The sequence below is a fragment of the Synechococcus sp. BO 8801 genome (genome assembly GCF_002252675.1).
Taxonomy (GTDB): domain Bacteria; phylum Cyanobacteriota; class Cyanobacteriia; order PCC-6307; family Cyanobiaceae; genus Cyanobium.
Map to the genome: position 1 here is coordinate 96,837 of NZ_NQKY01000007.1, position 18,872 is coordinate 115,708.

The 18,872-nt window shown below is 68.9% G+C and carries 20 protein-coding genes; 7 read left to right on the forward strand and 13 right to left on the reverse strand.

Annotated elements, in window-relative coordinates; genetic code table 11:
* The first annotated feature begins 116 nt into the window (after window positions 1–116).
* The 4 genes from CJZ86_RS07410 (at window position 117) to urtE (ending at window position 4,015) form a co-directional block, all read left to right on the forward strand.
* Window positions 117–1,274: an ABC transporter permease gene (locus tag CJZ86_RS07410; RefSeq protein ID WP_094585310.1), complete on the forward strand. Its 1,158-nt coding sequence runs from the start codon at window positions 117–119 to the stop codon at window positions 1,272–1,274.
* 60 nt (window positions 1,275–1,334) lie between these two features.
* Window positions 1,335–2,441, forward strand: coding sequence for an urea ABC transporter permease subunit UrtC (gene urtC / locus CJZ86_RS07415; RefSeq protein WP_094585311.1), 1,107 nt, complete (start codon window positions 1,335–1,337; stop codon window positions 2,439–2,441).
* 70 nt (window positions 2,442–2,511) lie between these two features.
* A complete protein-coding gene (gene urtD, locus CJZ86_RS07420; protein WP_094585312.1) occupies window positions 2,512–3,258 on the forward strand; it encodes an urea ABC transporter ATP-binding protein UrtD in 747 nt (248 codons plus the stop codon).
* Window positions 3,259–3,289: 31 nt separating this feature from the next.
* A complete protein-coding gene (urtE, locus tag CJZ86_RS07425; RefSeq protein ID WP_094585313.1) occupies window positions 3,290–4,015 on the forward strand; it encodes an urea ABC transporter ATP-binding subunit UrtE in 726 nt (241 codons plus the stop codon).
* Between the two features lie 93 nt (window positions 4,016–4,108).
* Here the strand turns inward: urtE and CJZ86_RS07430 are convergent, their stop codons facing one another.
* The 6 genes from CJZ86_RS07430 to queC form a co-directional block, all read right to left on the reverse strand.
* Window positions 4,109–4,381, reverse strand: a complete 273-nt coding sequence (locus CJZ86_RS07430; RefSeq protein WP_094585314.1) for an FmdB family zinc ribbon protein — start codon at window positions 4,379–4,381, stop codon at window positions 4,109–4,111.
* Between the two features lie 136 nt (window positions 4,382–4,517).
* Window positions 4,518–5,723 (reverse strand): formamidase, encoded by a 1,206-nt coding sequence (gene fmdA, locus CJZ86_RS07435; protein WP_094585380.1) that lies wholly within the window; start codon window positions 5,721–5,723, stop codon window positions 4,518–4,520.
* A gap of 166 nt (window positions 5,724–5,889) precedes the next feature.
* Window positions 5,890–6,339 (reverse strand): hypothetical protein, encoded by a 450-nt coding sequence (locus CJZ86_RS07440; RefSeq protein ID WP_233133899.1) that lies wholly within the window; start codon window positions 6,337–6,339, stop codon window positions 5,890–5,892.
* A gap of 86 nt (window positions 6,340–6,425) precedes the next feature.
* Window positions 6,426–7,298, reverse strand: a complete 873-nt coding sequence (locus CJZ86_RS07445; RefSeq protein WP_094585316.1) for an aminotransferase class IV — start codon at window positions 7,296–7,298, stop codon at window positions 6,426–6,428.
* Entirely contained in the window at window positions 7,295–8,611 is a 1,317-nt protein-coding gene (locus tag CJZ86_RS07450) for an anthranilate synthase component I family protein (RefSeq protein WP_094585317.1), read from the reverse strand. Before CJZ86_RS07450 ends, CJZ86_RS07445 begins: the two co-directional genes overlap by 4 nt.
* On the reverse strand, window positions 8,608–9,459 hold the full coding sequence (gene queC, locus CJZ86_RS07455; protein WP_233133900.1) for a 7-cyano-7-deazaguanine synthase QueC: 852 nt from the start codon (window positions 9,457–9,459) through the stop codon (window positions 8,608–8,610). The genes CJZ86_RS07450 and queC overlap by 4 nt, the downstream gene beginning before the upstream one ends.
* On the opposite strand from queC, the gene CJZ86_RS07460 reads away from it, so the two are divergent.
* Window positions 9,458–10,006: an ecotin family protein gene (locus CJZ86_RS07460; RefSeq protein ID WP_094585318.1), complete on the forward strand. Its 549-nt coding sequence runs from the start codon at window positions 9,458–9,460 to the stop codon at window positions 10,004–10,006. The genes queC and CJZ86_RS07460 overlap by 2 nt on opposite strands.
* An 18-nt stretch (window positions 10,007–10,024) precedes the next feature.
* Here the strand turns inward: CJZ86_RS07460 and CJZ86_RS07465 are convergent, their stop codons facing one another.
* The 5 genes from CJZ86_RS07465 to gcvT form a co-directional block, all read right to left on the reverse strand.
* Window positions 10,025–10,672: a 7-carboxy-7-deazaguanine synthase QueE gene (locus tag CJZ86_RS07465; RefSeq protein WP_233133901.1), complete on the reverse strand. Its 648-nt coding sequence runs from the start codon at window positions 10,670–10,672 to the stop codon at window positions 10,025–10,027.
* On the reverse strand, window positions 10,647–12,326 hold the full coding sequence (pyrG, locus tag CJZ86_RS07470; RefSeq protein ID WP_094585320.1) for a CTP synthase: 1,680 nt from the start codon (window positions 12,324–12,326) through the stop codon (window positions 10,647–10,649). The genes CJZ86_RS07465 and pyrG overlap by 26 nt, the downstream gene beginning before the upstream one ends.
* Before the next feature lie 186 nt (window positions 12,327–12,512).
* Window positions 12,513–12,998 (reverse strand): Dps family protein, encoded by a 486-nt coding sequence (locus CJZ86_RS07475; protein WP_094585321.1) that lies wholly within the window; start codon window positions 12,996–12,998, stop codon window positions 12,513–12,515.
* A gap of 89 nt (window positions 12,999–13,087) precedes the next feature.
* Window positions 13,088–14,911 carry an aspartate--tRNA ligase gene (aspS, locus tag CJZ86_RS07480; RefSeq protein ID WP_094585322.1) on the reverse strand — a complete coding sequence of 608 codons (1,824 nt, stop codon included), beginning with the start codon at window positions 14,909–14,911 and terminating at the stop codon, window positions 13,088–13,090.
* 85 nt (window positions 14,912–14,996) lie between these two features.
* Entirely contained in the window at window positions 14,997–16,112 is a 1,116-nt protein-coding gene (gcvT, locus tag CJZ86_RS07485; protein WP_094585323.1) for a glycine cleavage system aminomethyltransferase GcvT, read from the reverse strand.
* A 177-nt stretch (window positions 16,113–16,289) separates the two neighbouring features.
* Here gcvT and CJZ86_RS07490 point away from each other — a divergent pair, with 177 nt between their 5' ends.
* Both CJZ86_RS07490 and CJZ86_RS07495 read left to right on the forward strand, forming a co-directional pair.
* Window positions 16,290–16,529, forward strand: a complete 240-nt coding sequence (locus CJZ86_RS07490; protein WP_094585324.1) for a hypothetical protein — start codon at window positions 16,290–16,292, stop codon at window positions 16,527–16,529.
* 180 nt (window positions 16,530–16,709) lie between these two features.
* Window positions 16,710–17,069: a cyclic nucleotide-binding domain-containing protein gene (locus CJZ86_RS07495; RefSeq protein ID WP_233133902.1), complete on the forward strand. Its 360-nt coding sequence runs from the start codon at window positions 16,710–16,712 to the stop codon at window positions 17,067–17,069.
* On the opposite strand, the gene speB is transcribed toward CJZ86_RS07495, so the two are convergent.
* The gene (gene speB / locus CJZ86_RS07500) at window positions 17,063–17,947 is read right to left on the reverse strand and encodes an agmatinase (protein WP_094585326.1); all 885 of its coding nucleotides are present in this window, start codon (window positions 17,945–17,947) and stop codon (window positions 17,063–17,065) included. The two genes, CJZ86_RS07495 and speB, sit on opposite strands and share 7 nt — an antisense overlap.
* A complete protein-coding gene (gene speE, locus CJZ86_RS07505; RefSeq protein WP_094585327.1) occupies window positions 17,944–18,837 on the reverse strand; it encodes a polyamine aminopropyltransferase in 894 nt (297 codons plus the stop codon). Before speE ends, speB begins: the two co-directional genes overlap by 4 nt.
* Window positions 18,838–18,872: the final 35 nt, after the last annotated feature.

Consider the following 18,872-nt stretch of genomic DNA (forward strand, 5'->3'; position numbering starts at 1 on the left):
TGAAAGACAGGTGGCTCCTTCGGGAGCCACCCCTTTCCGGCTCAGCACACCACCACGTTCGACCCGATCCAGCGTCGCCCAGGCAACGCTGGATCTAACGTTCAACCTTCATTCCGTTGGAACTTTTCTTTTCTCAGATCCTCGATGGTCTCAGCATCGGATCTGTGCTGTTGCTCGCAGCCACAGGTCTGGCCATCGTGTTCGGATTGATGGGTGTCATCAACCTCGCCCACGGCGAATTCATGATGCTAGGGGCCTATGTCACCTATGTGGTGCAATCGGCCTTCAAGCCCATGGGTGGTGTGATCTTCGAACTGTATTTCCCGGTCTCGCTGGTGCTCGCGTTCATCGTGACGGGGCTCATCGGGGTGCTGCTGGAGAGAACGTTGATCCGGCAGCTCTATGGCCGGCCCCTTGAAACGCTGCTGGCGACCTGGGGAGTCAGCCTGATTCTGATCCAGCTGATTCGAAGCGTTTCGACGGCCATGATGCTGGGCATCATCGTGGGTGTCGTTGTCGGTTTCATTATCTCGAAATTACTGGCAGCGAAGTTCTCCGAAAAACCATTCTTCACCTATCTCAACGGACTCGGCTGGGCCATCGCCATCGGCATCGGCCTGATCGCCGTCAACCTGTTCGACCAGGTCCGGCCCCTCGCCAAGCCCTGGTTCGGCCCGCGCAACATCGATGTCACCGCCCCCAAATGGCTCCAGGGAAGCTGGGGGATGATCGGCGGCATCGAACTGCCCGGCCTCCGCATCTTCATCATTCTTCTGTCGGCCCTGCTCCTGCTCGCCACCTACTGGTTCCTCAACAAGAGCGTCTGGGGCCTGCGCATCCGTGCGGTCACCCAGAACCGTCAGATGAGCAACTGCCTCGGCATTCCCACCGACCGTGTCGACAGCATCACCTTCGGCATCGGCTCCGGACTGGCGGGGGTCGCCGGCTGTGCCATCACCCTGCTGGGTTCGGTGGGTCCGAACCTCGGGGCGGCCTACATCGTCTCCTGCTTCATGGTGATCGTTCTCGGTGGTGTGGGGAACCTGCTCGGCACCGTGCTGGCCTCGCTGCTCTTGGGCATCATCCAGTCGGTGATCGGCTCGGGCACCCTGCTGACGATCTTCCCTGACATGCCGTTGGCGGCCAAGGGGGTGATCGAGTTCTTTGCCACCACAAGCATGTCGCTGGTGCTGGTGTTCATCTTCATCATTGTCTTCCTCCAGTTCCGCCCCAACGGCATGTTCCCCCAGAAGGGTCGCTCGGTCGATGCCTGACCCGATCAGTTCCACCCACTGCAGATTCCCGTTCCATCTCCCCACCAGGAGGCCCTACCTGTGAAAATCTTCCAACGACTCGTCCCCTGGATTCTCCTGGCGATCGCCCTGTTCATCCTGCCGGCAGCACTGGATGATTTCCGCCTCAACCTGTTCGGCCGCTATTTCTCGCTGGCGATCACGGCACTGGCGATCGACCTGATCTGGGGATACACCGGTCTGTTGAGCCTGGGCCAGGGCATCTTCTTTGCCCTCGGCGGCTACGCCGTGGCCATGTACCTGATGCTCAACACCAAGAGCCTCGCCGGTGGCAACGGGATTCCCAAGTTCTTCGAGAACTACGGCGTCGACCAGCTGCCCTTCTTCTGGCAACCCTTCTGGTCACCGGTGTTCACCCTGATCGCCCTGTGGGTGATTCCGGCCGTGGTGGCGGGCCTGGTGGGCTGGCTGATCTTCCGAAACCGCATCAAGGGGGTGTACTTCTCGATCATCACCCAGGCGGCTCTGATGGTCTTCTTCCACTTCTTCAACGGCCAGCAGAAACTCTTCGACGGCACCAACGGCCTCAAGACCAGCACCAGCGAACTGTTCGGCCAGCTGGTGGGCTCGCCCGACATGCAGGTGTGGTTCTACCGCCTCACGGTGGTGCTGCTGCCCCTGGCGTTTCTGGTCTGCCGTTACTTCACCAGCGGTCGCTTCGGTGATGCCCTGATCGCCATCCGCGACGACGAGAGCCGCCTGCGCTTCGCCGGTTTCAACCCCGTCCCCTTCAAGACCATCGTCTTCCTGGTGGCGGGCGCCCTGTGCGGCATTTCCGGAGCCCTCTACACCGTCCAGTCCGGCATCGTCTCGCCCCAGTACATGTCGATCTCCTTCTCGATCGAGATGGTGATCTGGGTCGCCGTGGGCGGACGGGGCACCCTGGTGGGGCCGATCATCGGCGCCACCGTGGTCAACTACCTGCGCAGCCTGGTGAGCGAGGCCCTGCCCGAAGCCTGGCTGTTCGTCCAGGGGGCCCTGTTCATCTTCGTGGTGGTTCTGATGCCCGATGGCATCTACGGCTGGATCACCAAAGGAGGCTTCCGCACCTTCCTGGCCGCCTTCGGCATCGCCAAACCTGCCAAGACCTACCCCAAGCTCGACAAGGAGGCCGTTCCTGTGGATTAGCCCTCCAGGAAGTTGCTTCCTGGCTCATCTGCTGTGACCGCTCTTTTGATTCCGCACCCTTCCGAAGTCCATGTCAGAACCTCTACTCGAGCTCAATGACGTCAGCGTGAGCTTCGATGGCTTCTATGCCCTCACCGACCTCAGCCTGAAGCTCTACAAGGGAGAGCTGAAGTCCATCATCGGCCCCAACGGTGCCGGCAAAACCACCTTCCTCGATGTCATCACCGGCAAGGTGCGGCCCACGAAAGGATCGGTGAGCTTCAAAGGCAAGTCCCTGCTTGGCGTCTCCGAGCAGCAGATCTCGCGCAACGGCATTGGCCGCAAGTTCCAGACCCCGCGGGTGTTCGAGAATCTCACCGTGCTGCGGAACCTGGAGCTCTCCGCCTCACCGGTCAAGAACGCCTTCAGCCTGCTGGGTTCCGGCCTGCCCCAGTCCTCCAAGGACGAGGTGCATCGGATCATGAACTACGTGGGTCTGGCGCCGTTCGCCACCGTCAAGGCCGGCTCCCTCTCCCACGGCCAGAAGCAATGGCTGGCCATTGCCTCCCTGGTGGCCCAAGCCCCCGAGGTGCTGCTGCTGGACGAACCCGTGGCCGGCCTCACCGATGAGGAAACCCTGCGCACGGCCGAACTGATCAAGTCCCTCGCCGGTGACCACACCGTGGTGGTGATCGAGCACGACATGGAGTTCATCCGCGACCTGGGCTTCGATGTCACCGTGCTGCACCAGGGACAGGTGCTGACCGAGGGTCCGCTGGAGAAGGTCAAAGCCGACCCGCGCGTGATCGAGGTCTACCTGGGGCCGCCCGAACACTGATCGTTTCCCGACCTTCACCCACCGCGAGCCCATGTCCACCACCAGCGCCCAGCCCCTGCTTCAGGTCTCCGACCTCAATGTGTATTACGGGGAGAGCCACATTCTCCGCAACGTGGATCTGACGATCCACGAAGGCAAGATGGTCTGCCTGATCGGCCGCAACGGCGTCGGCAAGACCACCTTCCTCAAGACCGTGATCGGCCTGCTGCAGCAGCGATCCGGGACGATCGCCTACCAGGACGGCCAGCTCACCAACCAGCCCCCCTACAAACGGGCCCGGGCCGGCATCGGGTACGTGTCCCAGGGCCGGGACATCATTCCCCAGGTGTCGGTCAAGGAGAATCTGCTGCTGGGCATGGAGGCCCTTCCCGGTGGCCTGGAAAAGAACCGCCACATCGACCCACTGATCTTCGATCTCTTCCCGATCCTGGAGAAGTTTCTCAAGCGCAAAGGCGGCGACCTCAGTGGTGGCCAGCAGCAGCAGCTCGCCATTGCCCGCGCCCTGCTGGGCAAGCCCAAGCTGCTGCTCCTCGATGAACCCACCGAAGGCATCCAGCCCTCGATCATCCTCGACATCGAACACGCGGTGCAGCGGATCATGAAGGAGACCGGCATCAGTGTGCTGCTGGTGGAGCAGCACCTGCACTTCGTGCGCCAGTCCGACTTCTACTACGCCATGCAACGCGGCGGCATCGTCTCCAGCGGCCAGACCGACCAGCTCTCCGATGACGTGATCAAGGAATTCCTCACCGTCTGAGGAGTCCGGCCAACAGCCAGTCCCGGGTCGATGCCACCAGCGGTGGCGCGGCCCGGGACTTTTGCTTGGGAGGACTTTGGCTTCGCCTGGCGCTCAGCAGCCGCGATTGAGCATCCAGGGGCGGGTGCCGCTCTCCTTGAGCCGTGGCTTGCCGGTGGCTTCCTTGGTTTCCTTGCGGACCAGGCGGGGTTCGGACTGCTCCTGCTTCAGGCGAAACGAACCGCTGAGTGACATCACCGGCGTGAACACACGGACGCCTTCGGCGGTGCAGGTGGGGCAGTTGGTTTCCTTTTGGCGCTCATCGATGCTGCGCCAGACCTCATAGTTTTCGCAGCCGTTGCTGCAGCTGTATTCGTAGACAGGCATCGCAGGACGAGGGGAACGACAGGGGGAAGGGAGATGGCAGCCAGGAACAGTGGCAGGCCAGAGCAGTGGCGGACAAGAACCGTGGCGGACAAGAAAAAGGGGCCTGGTGTCCAGGCCCCTCCCTCCAGCCGGCCGATCAGCAGGGAAGAATGTCCTTGTCGAAGATCGAGGTGGGGATGGCGAGGGTGCAGCAGGCGTTCGGGATGTCGACGATGCCGCTGATCCTGCCCTCCACCGGCGCACAGCTCAGCAGCAGGTAGGCCTGCTCGCCGGTGTAGCCGAACTTCTTGAGGTACTCGATGGCGTTGAGGCAGGCACGCCGGTAGGCGATGTGGACGTCCATGTAGTACTGCTTGCCGTCGAATTCATCCACGGAGATGCCTTCGAACACCAGGTAGTCGGTGTAGTGGGGTTCCACCGGGCTGGTCTTGAACATGGGGTTGACCATCCCATACTTCGCCATGCCGCCCTTGATGATCTCGACGTGGAGGTCGAGATAGCCGGACATCTCAATAGCGCCACAGAAGGAGATCTCACCATCCCCCTGGGAGAAGTGGATGTCGCCCATCGAGAGCTTGGCCCCTTCGACATAGACCGGGAAGTAGATCCGGGTGCCCTTGGTGAGGTTCTTGATGTCGCAGTTGCCGCCGTGCTCCCGGGGGGGCACCGTGCGGGCCGCTTCGTTGGCCACCCGCTCGAACTCGCTGCCGGGCAGGGTGCCGAGGATGGCGCTGTTGGGATTGGGCAGGGCCGCCAGCACCGGCTCGCTGCCGGAGAGGCCGGCGCCGTAGGTGCGGCGGTCGGGGGCGGTCTTCACCAGCTCCGTCTCACGACGGTTCCACTCGTTGAGCAGCTCGTGGGAGGGGGCGCAGCCGATCAGGCCCGGGTGGGTGATGCCGGCGAAACGAACGCCGGGAATGTGGCGGGAGGAGGTGTAGATGCCTTCCAGATCCCAGATGGCCTTGGCAGCCTTGGGGTAGTGATCGGTGAGGAAACCACCACCGTTCTCCTTGGCGAAGATGCCCGTGAAGCCCCACTCATCCCCCTGCAGGGCACCGACATCAAGGATGTCCACCACCAGGATGTCGCCGGGCTGGGCGCCGTTGACCCAGATCGGGCCGCTGAGAACGTGAACGACCTCGAGATTCACATCCTCGATGTCCTTGGGGTCGTCGTTGTTCTTGATCTGGCCGTCGGTCCAGTCCTTGCATTCGATCCGGAACACGTCACCAGGATTCACGGAGGCCACGGCAGGGATTTCCGGATGCCAGCGGTTGTGCCCGGGCATGTCCTGCTGATCCATCGGCTTGGTGAGATCGACGGAGAAGAGTGTTTTGGGCATCGAGAAACCGAGGCGCAATTTCCCATCCATCCAAAAGGATGGCCTGCGGCCCGAAAGTGTCGATTGCTACAAGAAATTGGGGCCCAGGACTCGCCCCCAATGAATGAAATCAAGAATCATTATCAAGCCTGGCGCGGCGGTTGGCCGTCCCGATGCCGTCGGAGGGTCAGGTGTCGTCGAAATCCCCTTTCCGGCAGAGATTGTCCTTCAACCGCGAGACCCAGACACTGGGATCCAGCTTGCCGATCTGCTCCGTACGGCCATCAAAATGGAACAGGAACTGCCAGCGATTCTTGACCGGGAATGTTCTCTTGGCGTTGAGATCGCTGATCGGATCTCCGAAGATATTGTCATAGGTTTGCCAGCCTGGCTCTCCTTTGACGCTGCAGATCGCCGTGACTTCGTACATCTGACCCTTGCCATCGTCGCCCCCTGAGGTGACCTTCACGACACCCTTGTGCAGCCCATTGGCAATGCCCGGCTTGAACGCCCGCAACAGCTCCACCCGGTTCCCATCCACCTCCACGAGAAGGTCGCCCGGTTTGGCGTCCTGAACGGCCACCTCCTTGGGGGTGGCGGTGCAACCGGCCAGGGCGAGCCCCGTACCAGCGAGCAAGCCGGCCAGGAGTCCTGCCAGGTGCTTCCGGGACCCCAGGCCCCCCACAGCGTCGGACAACGTGATCGATCGATTCTGGGGCCAACCTATGACGACACCAGCAGCCGCTTCCAGAGGTCCAGGGCCCCGGCGGGCGCGGGCAGGTCGGTGTCGCCGCAGCGCCGGATCGGGCGGCAGCCGAGGCTGTTGATCAGCAGGGCCGCCTCGCTCTCCAGCAGGTCCGCCACGGACAACCGCTCCTCCCGCACCAGTCCCAGGGCCAGGCCGCGGCCCCGCATCACCCCCGGCAGGCAGCCGCTCTCCACGGGCGGCGTGATCCAGTCGCCCCTCCGGCGCAGCAGCAGGTTGGCGCTGGTGCCGCAGCAGAGGTCGCCGCCGCTGCCGAGCAGCAGGGCGTCCTCAGCCCCGGCGGCCCGGGCCTCCCGCAGGGCCTGGATGGCGCCGGCGTAGGCGAAGGTCTTGCAGCGGCTGACCAGGCTGGCTGCGTTGCGTCGCTCCAGCGCGCTGACGATCACCGTCACCGGGGTGGAGTTCGGGGTCCAGGGGCTCAGCTGCAGCCAGAAGCGGGGGCGGCCCTGGGGTTCGTCCGGCGCCGGCAGCGCCAGGCCCCGGCCGGCGCCGCTGCCCCGGCTCCAGTTGAGCCGCAGGGCCCCGCTGCCGGAGAGGCCACTGCGGGCCACGGCCTCGGCCAGCAGCGGCCGCACCCGATCGGCGCCGGGGGGTGGCGCCATTCCCAGGCTGGCGGCCGAGACGCGCCAGCGCTCCAGGTGCTCCGCCAGCAGCCGGGGCTCCCCTCCCTCGACCAGCACCGTTTCGAACAGGCCGTCGGCCAGCAGCAGGCCCCGGTCACTCAGGGGCAGGCAAAGCCGATCGGGATCGCCCCAGGTTCCCTCCGGGGACGGCCCGTCGATCCAGGCGATGGCCGTGCCGGCCGGATGGCTGCCGCCCTCGCCGCTCATGCCAGGGCCTCCAGCAGCGGTTCGATCTTCCAGCCCATCTCCCGGGCCTCCCCGGCCGGGTCGGAATCAGCCACGATGCCACCGCCGGCATGGAGGCGCAGGCGCCGGCCCTTCTGCAGCAGGGTGCGGATGAGGATGCTGCTGTCGAAGCTGCCGTCGGCGCCCAGGTGGAAGAGGGAGCCGCAGTAGGGCCCCCTCGGCACCGGCTCCAGCTGGTTGAGGCGCTGGCAGGCCCGCACCTTGGGGGCGCCGGTGATGGAGCCCCCCGGCCAGCAGGCCCGCAGCAGGTCGACCAGGCCGCGGCCGTCGGCGAGCCGCCCCATCACCACCGAAGTGAGGTGGTGCACATGGGCGTAGCTCTCCAGCCCCAGCAGCTGGGGCACATGCACCGACCCCGGCACGCAGACCCGGCCCAGGTCGTTGCGCAGCAGGTCGACGATCATCACGTTCTCGGCCCGGTCCTTGGGGTCGCAGATCAGCTCGGCGGCGCTGGCGGCATCGGCGTCGGGGTCGGCCCGGCGGGGCCGGGTGCCCTTGATCGGCCGCGTCTCCACCTGGCCGTTGGGGTGCAGGCGCAGGAAGCGCTCCGGCGAGGCCGAGATCACCGCCTCGCCGCCGGCGACCGCCAGGCCGGCGAAGGGGGCCGGACCGTGGCTCACCAGGCGGCCGTACAGCGCCAGCGGGTCGGGCGGCTCGGGCCGCAGGCTCTCGCAGCAGGCGGTGAGGTTGGCCTGGAACAGATCACCGGCGGCGATCCACTCCCGCAGGATCCCCACCTGGGCGGCATAGGTGTCCGGGGGAGTGTGCCAGTGCCACGCGTCCCGGGCGATGCCGGGCCCATCGGCCGGGCGCTCCCCGGCCCCGGCCACCGCCGCCCCGGTGGCGGGATCCTGCAGCAGCCGCACCATGGCCGCGAACCGGTCCGGGTCCTGGCCCTCCAGCCACAGCCGCCCCTCCCCCCGGTCGAAATGGATCAGGGGGTCGTGGCGGGCCGCCCACAGGGTGGCCATGTCGGAGGCCTGCCAGTGCTCGGCCGGCTCCACCCAGGCCCCAGCCTCGTAGCCGAGCCAGCCCAGCCACGGTCCCCCCTGGCGCTCCAGGTCCGCCAGGACGTCGAAAGGGTCGGCCGCCCCCGGGTCGCCCGGCAGCCCCCGGCAGGACACGGTGGCCACCGGATCCACCCCGAGCACGCCGCGGCAGCCGAGGGGGCTGCCGTCGCCGTCGAGCAGCACCAGCCCGTCCCGGCCGAAGCGCTCCGCCAGGACCACCGCCAGGGCCCGGGGCTCCAGCCAGGGGAGCGGGTCGCTCCTCAACGGCTCGCTCCGGCACGCACGGCGGAGCTGGTCAGGTCGGGCCGGCCCGCGGCCACCAGGGCGGCATCGCGGATACGGCAGCTGTCGCAGCGGCCGCAGGGGAGATCCTCGCCGCTGTAACAGCTCCAGGTGGCCGCGATCGGGACCCCGAGCCGCAGGGCCTCGCGCACGATGGTGGCCTTGTCCCAGGCCACCAGGGGGGCCCAGAGGCGGGCGCCACGGCCCTCGCGCCCTGCCTTGGTGGCCAGGTCGGCCAGGCTCTGGAAGGCGGCCAGGTAGTCCGGGCGGCAGTCGGGATAGCCGGAGTAATCCACCGCATTGACCCCGAGCACGAGGCTGGTGGCGCCCCGGGCTTCGGCCAGGCTCAGCCCCAGGGCGATGAACACCGTGTTGCGGCCGGGGACGTAGGTGGTGGGGATCACCCCCTCGACCACGCCGCCGTCGGGGACGGGGATGGCCGGATCGGTGAGGGCCGAGCCGCCCCAGGCCGCCAGGTTCACGGCGATCACGTGATGCTCCTCCAGCGCCAGGGCGCCGGCCACCGCGGCGGCGGCGTCCAGCTCGCGCCGGTGGCGCTGGCCATAGTCGAAGGAGAGGCCGATCACCCGGTGGCCCGCCTCGATCGCCAGGGCCGCGGCGGTGGCCGAATCCAGGCCGCCGGAGAGCAGGGCGATGGCCAGCGGCCTGGCTGGAGGGGTGCTGGCTGGAGGGGGCGTGGCAGGGGTGCTCGTGATGGGGCGGGCGGAGGCGACAGCCCCCCCATTGTGGAAGCGGCCCGGAGGGGACGGAGCGATCGGAGGGTGCCATGGTGGTGGCTCCGGATTCCGGTCCCTACCGAGGTTCCCCATGGCCCATGCCCTGCGCCGTGCCACGGCGGCCGCGGCCACCGCCAGCGTCATCGTCAGCCTGCCGTCCCTGCTGGCGCTCGCGGCGGCGCCGGCCCGGGCCATCCCCCGGCTGGACCTGACGCCTTACCCCAAGCCCACCGCCGCCCAGACCCGCTGGGTGATCCAGCTCCCCGGGGTGCTGCCCCCCACCGCCGATCCGCGCCTGTCCCCCAACCCGAGCGACTGGCGGGTGCAGCTGATCGCCGGCCGGGAGGTGGAGGCCGACTGCAACCAGCGGGCCTTCCGGGGCCGCTTCCGCGCCAGCAAGGTGAAGGGCCTGGGCGTCAGCGTCTACACGGTGAGCGATGTGGGGCCGATGGTGTCGACCCTGATGGCCTGCCCCCCCGGCCAGGCCAAACGCAAGGTGTTCGTGCCGATGGGCAGCAAGCCCTTCGTGGTGCCCTACGACGCCAGCCGACCGATCGTCGTCTACACCCCGAAGGATCTGCAGCTGCGCTGGCGTCTCTGGAAGGCGGAGAAGGTGCAGCAGCCGGCCCAGGCCCTCTGAGGCCCCGGCGCTGGGGCCTCAGCGCACCCCCAGCCACTTGTGGCTCTGCAGGCTGAGCCGCCAGGCGGGGTGGGCGCGCACGTAGGCCACCGCCAGCTCCTTGGCGGCCGGCTCGTCCCAGGCGGGCTGGAGCAGGAGCCCGGGGCCGGGGGCGGCGGGCGGACGCAGGCGAACGGCCTCGGCGGCCATGGCTTCGGCGAAGGACAGGTCGGCCGGGGAGGTCACCACCACCTTGAGCTCGTCGCAGCGGGCCAGGAGGGTGGCGGCCGGGGGGCGGTGGGGCTTGGGCGAGAGGGTGATCCAGTCGAAGCGGCCGCTGGGCTGCCCCACGCCGCTGGTTTCCAGGTGCAGCGGCAGGCCCGCCGCCGCCAGGGCCGCGCACAGGGCGTCGAGGGGCTGCTGCAGGGGCTCGCCGCCGGTGATCACCACGAAGGCGGCACCGGCCGCAGCGGCGGCGCTGGCCTCGGCCGTCAGTTCGCCCAGGGGGCGCTGGGGATGGGCCGCCTGCGGCCAGGAGTGCTTGGTGTCGCACCAGGGGCAGCCCACGTCGCAGCCCGCCAGGCGGATGAAGAAGGCGCTGCGGCCGGCATGGAGCCCCTCCCCCTGCAGGGAGTGGAAGGTTTCCACCACCGCCGGGCCGTCAGCCGTAGATGGGGCTGGCGACACGGTCCACGGCCTCGCTGGGGGAGCCGGGCAGCCGCTGCTGGGCCGCCTCGATCAGCCCCCGGAACAGGGGATGGGGCTTGCCGGGGCGGGAGAGAAACTCCGGGTGGTACTGGCAGGCGGTGAAGAAGGGGTGGTCCTTCAGCTCGATCAGCTCCACCAGGCGGCCGTCGGGGGAGGTGCCGCTGATCTCGTAGCCCGATTCCAGGAACAGGGAGCGGTAGGCGTTGTTGAACTCGTAGCGGTGGCGGTGGCGCTCGTAGACCACCTCCTCGCCGTAGAGGCGCTGGGCCATGGTGCCCGCCGTGAGCCGACAGGGGTAGACGCCCAGGCGCATGGTGCCGCCCAGATCCACCACGTCTTGCTGTTCGGGCAGCAGGTGGATGACGGGATGCGGCGAGGCCGGATCCAGCTCGGCACTGGTAGCCCCCTCGAGGCCGGCCTGGTGGCGGGCCCACTCGATCACGGCGCACTGCATGCCCAGGCAGAGCCCCAGGAACGGCACCCGCTGCTCGCGGGCCCAGCGGATCGCCGCCACCTTCCCGTCGACGCCGCGGTTGCCGAAGCCCCCCGGCACCACCACCGCATCCATGCCCCGCAGCAGGGCATCGGCCCCCTGGCTCTCGATCTGCTCGGCGCAGATCCAGTGGAGGTCGAGGGAGGCGTCCTGCTCCAGGCAGGCATGGCGCAGCGCCTCCACCACCGAGAGGTAGGCATCGTTGAGCTGCACGTACTTGCCCACCAGGGCCACCTTCACGGCGGGTCCGGGGTGGCGCAGCTTCTCCACCAGGTCCGCCCAGCGGGCCATGTCGCTGTCGTGGTCGACCAGGGAGAGAACGTCGAGCACCTGGCGGCAGAGGCCCTCGCTCTCCATCGCCAGGGGCACCGCGTAGATGCTGTCGGCATCGAGGGCCTGGATCACGGCGCTCGCCGGCACGCCGCAGAAGCCGCCGATCTTGGCCTTGAGGTCAGTGCTGATCGGCCGGTCGCTGCGGCAGACGAGCACGTCGGGCTGGATGCCGATCGAGCGCAGCTCCTTGACCGAGTGCTGGGTGGGCTTGGTCTTGAGTTCGCCGGAGGTGCCGATGTAGGGCAGCAGGGTGACGTGGACGTAGGCCAGGTCCTGGCGGCCGACATCGCCACGGAACTCGCGGATCGCCTCCAGGAACGGCAGCGACTCGATGTCGCCCACCGTGCCGCCGATCTCGGTGATCACCACGTCGGCGCCGCTGTTGGCCGCCACCCGGTGGATGCGCTCGCGGATCTCGCCGGTGATGTGGGGAATCACCTGGACGGTGCCGCCGTTGTAGTCGCCGCGGCGCTCCTTGTTGATCACCGCCTGGTAGATCGAGCCGGTGGTCACGCTGTTGAGGCGCGACATGGCGGTGTCGGTGAAGCGCTCGTAGTGGCCCAGGTCCAGGTCGGTCTCGGCGCCGTCCTCGGTGACGAACACCTCACCGTGCTGGTAGGGGCTCATCGTGCCCGGATCCACGTTGAGGTAGGGATCCAGCTTCAGGATCGAGACGCTGTAGCCGCGGGATTTCAGCAGCCGCCCGAGGCTCGCCGCCACGATCCCCTTGCCGATGCTGGACACCACCCCGCCGGTGACGAAGACGAACTTCGCGGCATGGCCCCGCGTGGCGGACGGTGCGGACATCGGGCGCTGCGCTGATCCCCCAATCTACCGACCCCTTCCAGTCCGCCCGCGCCCAGAGGCCTCCCCACCCAGCACCCCCCCTTCCCCCACACCCGGCCTCCTGGGGTGTGCGTCAGCGGCGCAGCCGAAGCCGGCCCGTTGCCCGCAAAGCGGGCTCGGACCGGCGCAGGCCGCGCCCGCTGACACTCACCCCTCCAGGAGACTCCGGAGCATCCAGGCGGTCTTCTCGTGGATCTGCAACCTCTGGGTCAGCAGGTCGGCGGTGGGCTGGTCGCTGGCCTCATCGGCGGTGGTGAACACCGAGCGGATCGTGCGGGCCACGGCCTCATGGCCCTCCACCAGCTCCCGCACCATGGCCAGGGCAGCGGGGACGCCTTCGGCCTCGGGGATCGAGGAGAGGCCGGCATAGAGGGTGCCGCCGTAGGGGGCGGGGAAACCGAGGGCCCGGATGCGCTCGGCGATCAGGTCGAGGGCGGTCCAGAGCTCGGTGTACTGGTCCATGAACATCAGGTGGAGCGTGTTGAACATCGGTCCGGTCACGTTCCAGTGGAAGCCGTGGGTCTTGGCGTAGAGCACGGTGCTGTCGGCCAGCACGCGGCCGAGACCCTCGGCGATCTGCTGGCGCTGGTCCGCCGGGATGCCGATGTCGATGGGGGGAGCGGTGATGGCCATGGCGGAGGAGCGGGAGGCACCAGTCTAAGGCGAAGTGACTCCGCTTTATGGCGGCGCCATGGCGGCAATGGCGCGGCAGCGGCGGCCCCTCAGCCCTCCTCCTCCATCCAGGTACTGGCCACGTGCAGCTCCTCCAGCTGCTTGGGCGCCACATCGGCCGGGGCCTGGGTCATCAGGCAGCGGGCCTGCTGGGTCTTGGGGAAGGCGATCGTGTCGCGGATCGACTCCTCGCCGGCCAGCAGCATCACCAGCCGGTCCATGCCGAAGGCGATGCCGCCGTGGGGCGGGGCGCCCATGTCGAGGGCCTCCATCAGGAAGCCGAACTGGCGCTCGGCCTCCTCGAGCGGCAGGCCGATGGTCTGCAGCACCTGGCGCTGCAGGGCGGAATCGTGGATGCGCAGCGAGCCGCCGCCCAGCTCCAGGCCGTTGAGCACCAGGTCGTAGGCCTGGGCGCGGGCCGTGGGGAGGGTGGCCGTCCAGGCGGTGGGGTCGCCGCCCAGATCCTCGGCGTTGGGGGCGCAGAAGGGGTGGTGCAGGGCTTCGAGGCGGTTCTCGCCGGCGTTGAACTCGAACATCGGGAAGTCCACCACCCAGAGGAAGTTCCACTGGTCGTTGTCCCGCTCGGCCGGCACCAGGCCGAGTTCGCGGGCCAGGTACTGGCGCACCCGGTCGAGGGCCTTGTTGACGGTGGCGGTGTCGCCGGCACCGAACAGCAGCAGGGTGCCTTCCGTAGCGCCGGTGCGCTCCAGCAGTTCCGCCTTCATCTCGGCCGTGAGGTTGTCCTTGATGGCGCCGATCGTGTCGATCTCGCCGCCGGCCCGCACCCGGATGAAGGCCAGGCCGCCGGCCCCCGCCTTCTGGGCCTCGCTGAACACATCACCGCCGGGCTTGATGCGCACGTTGCTGACGGCCTCGTTGCCGCCGGCCACGGCGATACACTTCACCGAGCCCCCGGCCGCCACGGCGCCGGAGAACACCTTGAAGCCCATGTCCCGGACGATGTCCGAGGCGTCGGTGAGCTCCATGCCGTAGCGGGTGTCGGGCCGGTCGGTGCCGTAGCGCGCCATCGCCTCGTGCCAGGTGAGGCGGGGGAACGGCCGCGGCAGCTCGATGCCCTTCACCTGTTTCCAGATGGCGGCGATCAGGCCCTCGTTGAGCGCCAGGATCTCCTCCTGGTCCATGAAGCTCATCTCCATGTCCAGCTGGGTGAACTCCGGCTGGCGGTCGGCCCGCAGGTCCTCGTCGCGGAAGCAGCGGGCCACCTGGTAGTAGCGCTCGATGCCCCCCACCATCAGCAGCTGCTTGAACAGCTGGGGCGACTGGGGCAGGGCGAACCACTCACCGCCGCAGACCCGCGACGGCACCAGGTAGTCGCGGGCGCCCTCGGGGGTGGAGCGGGTGAGCACCGGGGTCTCCACCTCGATGAAGCCCTCCCCCTCCAGATAGCCGCGGGCGGCCTTCACGGTGGCGTGGCGCAGCCGCAGGTTGCGGCCCATGCGCTCGCGGCGCAGGTCGAGGTAGCGGTGGCGCAGGCGCAGCTCCTCGCGGGTGTTCTCCTCGTCATGCACCGACACCGGGAAGGGGAGGTTGCCGCGCACGTCGTTGAGCACCGTGATGCCGCTCGCCAGCACCTCGATGGCGCCGGTGGCCAGGCGTTCGTTGAGGGACTCGGCCGGCCGGGCCCGCACCTTGCCCTCCACCCGCAGGACGGTCTCGTTGCGCAGCCGCTCGGCCACGGCGAAGGCGGCGGGGGCCAGGTCGGGATCCACCGTGATCTGCACGGTGCCGCTGCGGTCGCGCAGGTCGATGAAGATCACCCCGCCGTGGTCGCGGCGCCGGTCGACCCAGCCGCACAGCTGGGCCTGCTGGCCGATGGCGTCGTTGCGCAGGTCGCCGCACCCGTGGCTGCGCATGGTGGCAAGCAGAACGAATCCGCGAGTTTCCCACAGGGCGCCTGCGGGCAGTTCTGGAGGGGCCGGACCAGCGCAGAAAGGATGCTCAGCCGCGCCGGTAGAACGGCCGTCTGACCACCACGGCCGGCTCGGCCCGCCCGCGGATCTCCACCGCCAGCTCCGTTCCGGGCTTCGCCGCCGCCGCCGGCACGTAGGCCAGGGCCACCGCTTCCCCCAGGGTGGGGGACCAGGTGCCGCTGGTGACCTCGCCCACCGGCTCCCCATCGAGGAGCACCGGGTAGCCATGGCGGGCGATGGCGCGGCCCTGCAGCTTCAGTCCCACCAGCTTGCGGCCCACCCCTTCGGCGGTCTGGCGGTCCAGGGCGGCGCGGCCGATGAAGTCCGCCGGCATTTCCAGGTGCACCAGCCAGCCCAGGCCCGCCTCCAGCGGCGTGGTGGCCGCGTCCATCTCGTTGCCGTAGAGGTGCATCGCCGCCTCCAGCCGCAGGGTGTCGCGGGCGCCGAGACCGCAGGGGGTGACGCCGTCGGCCAGCAGCCGCTGCCACAGCGCCACGCCGGCCTCGCGGGCCAGCAGCAGCTCGAAGCCGTCTTCACCGGTGTAGCCCGTGCGACCCACGAACACCGGCGCGCCGTCGATGGCCAGCTCCCGGTGGCCGAAGCGGGGCAGGCCCGCCAGGCTCGTGCCCACCAGGGCCTCGAGGCGGGCGGGGGCCTCCGGGCCCTGCAGGGCCAGCAGCACCCCGTCGCCCTTGCGGTCGGTGATGGTGATCCCCTCGGGTTCCAGCTGGCTGGCGATCCAGGCGGTGTCGGCCTCGGCACAGGCGGCATTGATCACCAGCACCACTTCATCGCGCTCCCCCTCGGGCCCAGCGACGCGGCCGCGGTCGTAGACGATCAGGTCGTCAAGGATGCCGCCGGCCTCGTTGAGCAGCACCGTGTAGCAGGCCTCGCCGGGGCCGATCCGGAACAGGTCGGTGGGCACCAGCCGCTGCAGGGCGTCCTTGGTGCCCTGGCCCCGCAGGGTGAGCACCCCCATGTGGGAGATGTCGAAGACGCCGCAGTGCTGGCGCACGGCGTTGTGCTCCTGCACCAGGCCGGCGAACTGGATCGCCATCTGCCAGCCGGCGAAGGGCACCATGCGGGCCCCGGCGGCGGTGGCGGCGGCGTCCAGGGGTGTGCGGCGCAGGGAGGTGGAATCCATCGGAGGCGACCGGCCGGCCAGGGGGACGCCGGAGCAGGGTGGCGCGATCCTATGGACTGAGCGCCGCCAGTACTGGAGGTGGGGCCTCCAATACCGAAGAAAGCCTGTGATTCGGCTTCCACCCCTATCACACCGGCAAGGAAATGCGTACCTTGAATGGCCCAATGGGTCAAGAGGATGGGCAACCGTCCCAACTGCCGCAGCTGCCGCCACTGCACCCCTCCCGCCGGGGTGGAGATGGGATGGTGCCAGCTGCGTCAGCTCCCCATCCACCCCGAGCTGGTGGCCGAGCTGTGGTGCCACCACTGGACGGCCCGTCCGCCGCGGCTGCCGGTGGTGTCCCCCGAGGCCCTGCTCAAGCAAGCCCGCCATCCGGTGGCCAGCCAGCAGCTGAGCCTGGCCACCGGCCTCTCCTGACGTCAGGCGGACGAAAACATGTGTCGGTTGATGCCTTTTTGGCATTCTTCCGCCGTTTCACCCCGGCTTCTCCTAGCGGAACGCCCCGTTCCGCCCTAGGAAGGCTCAATACGTCCACCCCGACCACGGAGGTCCCCTGCATTGATCAGAACCGCCACATCCCCATCACCCCTTGAGCTGATGGCCGTTCATGTGGATTGTGAGACCTTCACCCTCCCGACCGGCGCCCACGTCTTCTCCCGTGGCGCCACTGCCAACGCCATCTATGCCGTGCGTCGCGGCATCGTCGAGCTGGTGGGCGAGCAGGGCGAAAAAACCTGCTACCGCCCCGGTGAGCTGTTCAGCTACCAGGACATCACCTGGCGCGAATTGAGCCACCGCAGCGACGCCTTCGCCCGCACCCCCGTGGAGGTGCTGCGCCTCGACCGGCTCCGCTTCCTCAACCTGCTGCACAACCACCCCACCCTGGCCGTGCAGCTGATCGGGCAGCAGCACACCCGCCTGCGGGAGCAGCGCGCCAGCGGCACCTGCTGCTACTGAGCCGGGGCGCCTGAGGGCACCGGCCGCCCGAGCAGCAGCAGCAGGCTGCGGGTCACCTTGGCGGCCAGCACGGCGCTGACGCCGCTGGGGTCGAGCTGGGGGGCCAGCTCCACCACGTCGGCGGCCACGAGCCGGTGCTGGCGCAGCTCCTCCACCAGCTCAGCGAACTGGGGCCAGTGGAAGCCTCCGGGTTCGGGCGTGCCCGTGCCCGGCAGCACCGCCGGATCGAACCAGTCCAGGTCAACGGTGAGATACAGGGGCCGGCCCCGCAGGGGTGCCAGCGCCGCCGCCATGGCGTCGATCGGCACCAGGCGGCCGGTGACGCGCAGCTCCTGGAACTCCTCGCGGGTGCCGCTGCGGATGGCGATCTGGCGCAGCTCGCCGCTGGGCAGCACCTCCAGGCAGCGGCGCATGGCGCAGGCGTGGCTGTGGTGGGCCCCGAGCCACTCCTGGCGCAGGTCGGCGTGGGCATCGAGCTGCACCAGCACCAGATCGGGATGGCGCCGCGCCACCGCCGCCACCGCCCCGCTGCTGATCGAGTGCTCACCGCCCAGCATCAACGGCGCCAGGCCCAGATCCAGCACCGCCTCAGTCGCCCGGCCCACGGCCTCCACCACCGGCTCGGGGGCGCCGAAGGGGATCGCCACGGCCCCGAGGTCGGCGAAGGCCAGGTCCTCGAGGTCGCGGTCGAGCTGGGGGTCGTAGCTCTCCAGGCCGCTGCTCACATCCCGGATCGCCGCCGGGCCGAAGCGGGCGCCGGGACGGAAGGAGGTGGTGCCGTCGTAGGGAACGCCGAACAGGCCCACGGCGCAGCCGAGGGGGTCGCGGCGGGCGCCCATGTAGATCGCCCCTTCGGTGTCGAACAGCTCCTGGCTCATGACTGGCTCGCCGCGTCGACCAGGGCGCGCTCCACGAAGGCCGGCACCGCCTCGAAGGCCCCCCGCTGCCAGCGGGGCGACCAGATGCTGCAGCCCGGCGCCACCGCCGCGGCCCGCTCCGGCAGCGGCTCGCGGTAGCGGGGGCCGTCGGGGCAGGCGAAGGTCCAGCTCCACCAGCCGCTCGGGTACATCGGCACCCAGCCGTACATCGGATCGGCGTGGCCGAACACCTCCCGCAGCAGCCGCACGGTATCGATGTGGACCTGGCGGAAGGCCTCGGGGGATTCGCTCTGGGTGGCGAACACGCCGCCGGGGCGCAGCAGGCGGCGGCAGTTCTCGAAGAACGTGCGGTTGAACAGGCCCTCGGCCGGCCCGGCGGGATCGGAGCCGTCCACCAGCACCACGTCGTAGCTGGCGTCAGGGGCGTTGGCCGCCCAGGCGATGCCGTCGCCGACGGTGAGGTGGAAGCGGGGGTCGCTCCAGGCGGCGCCGCCCAGGCTGGGCAGGTGCTTGCGGGAGAGCTCCACCACCAGCCCGTCGATCTCCACCATGTCGAGGTGGGCGACACCGGGGTGGCGCAGGCACTCGCGGGCGGTGCCGCCGTCACCGCCGCCGATCACCAGCACCCGCTCGATGGAGGCGGCGGCGCAGAGAGCCGGATGGACCAGGGGTTCGTGGTAATGCCGTTCCTGCCGTTCCGCTGTCATCCAGCAGCCGTCGAGCAGCAGCCCCTTGCCGTAGGTGTGGCTGTCGATGATGGTGATGCGCTGGTAGGGGCTGGTGTGCTCCTCCACCACGGTGGCGGCCAGGCCGTAGCGCACCCCGCCCAGTTCCTCGTCCACCCAGGCGCCCGGGGGGCAGGCGTCGGCCGGTGGCTGTTGCGGTCCCATGCGGTTGGCTCGTGGCTTTCCAGCTAAACCTTCGG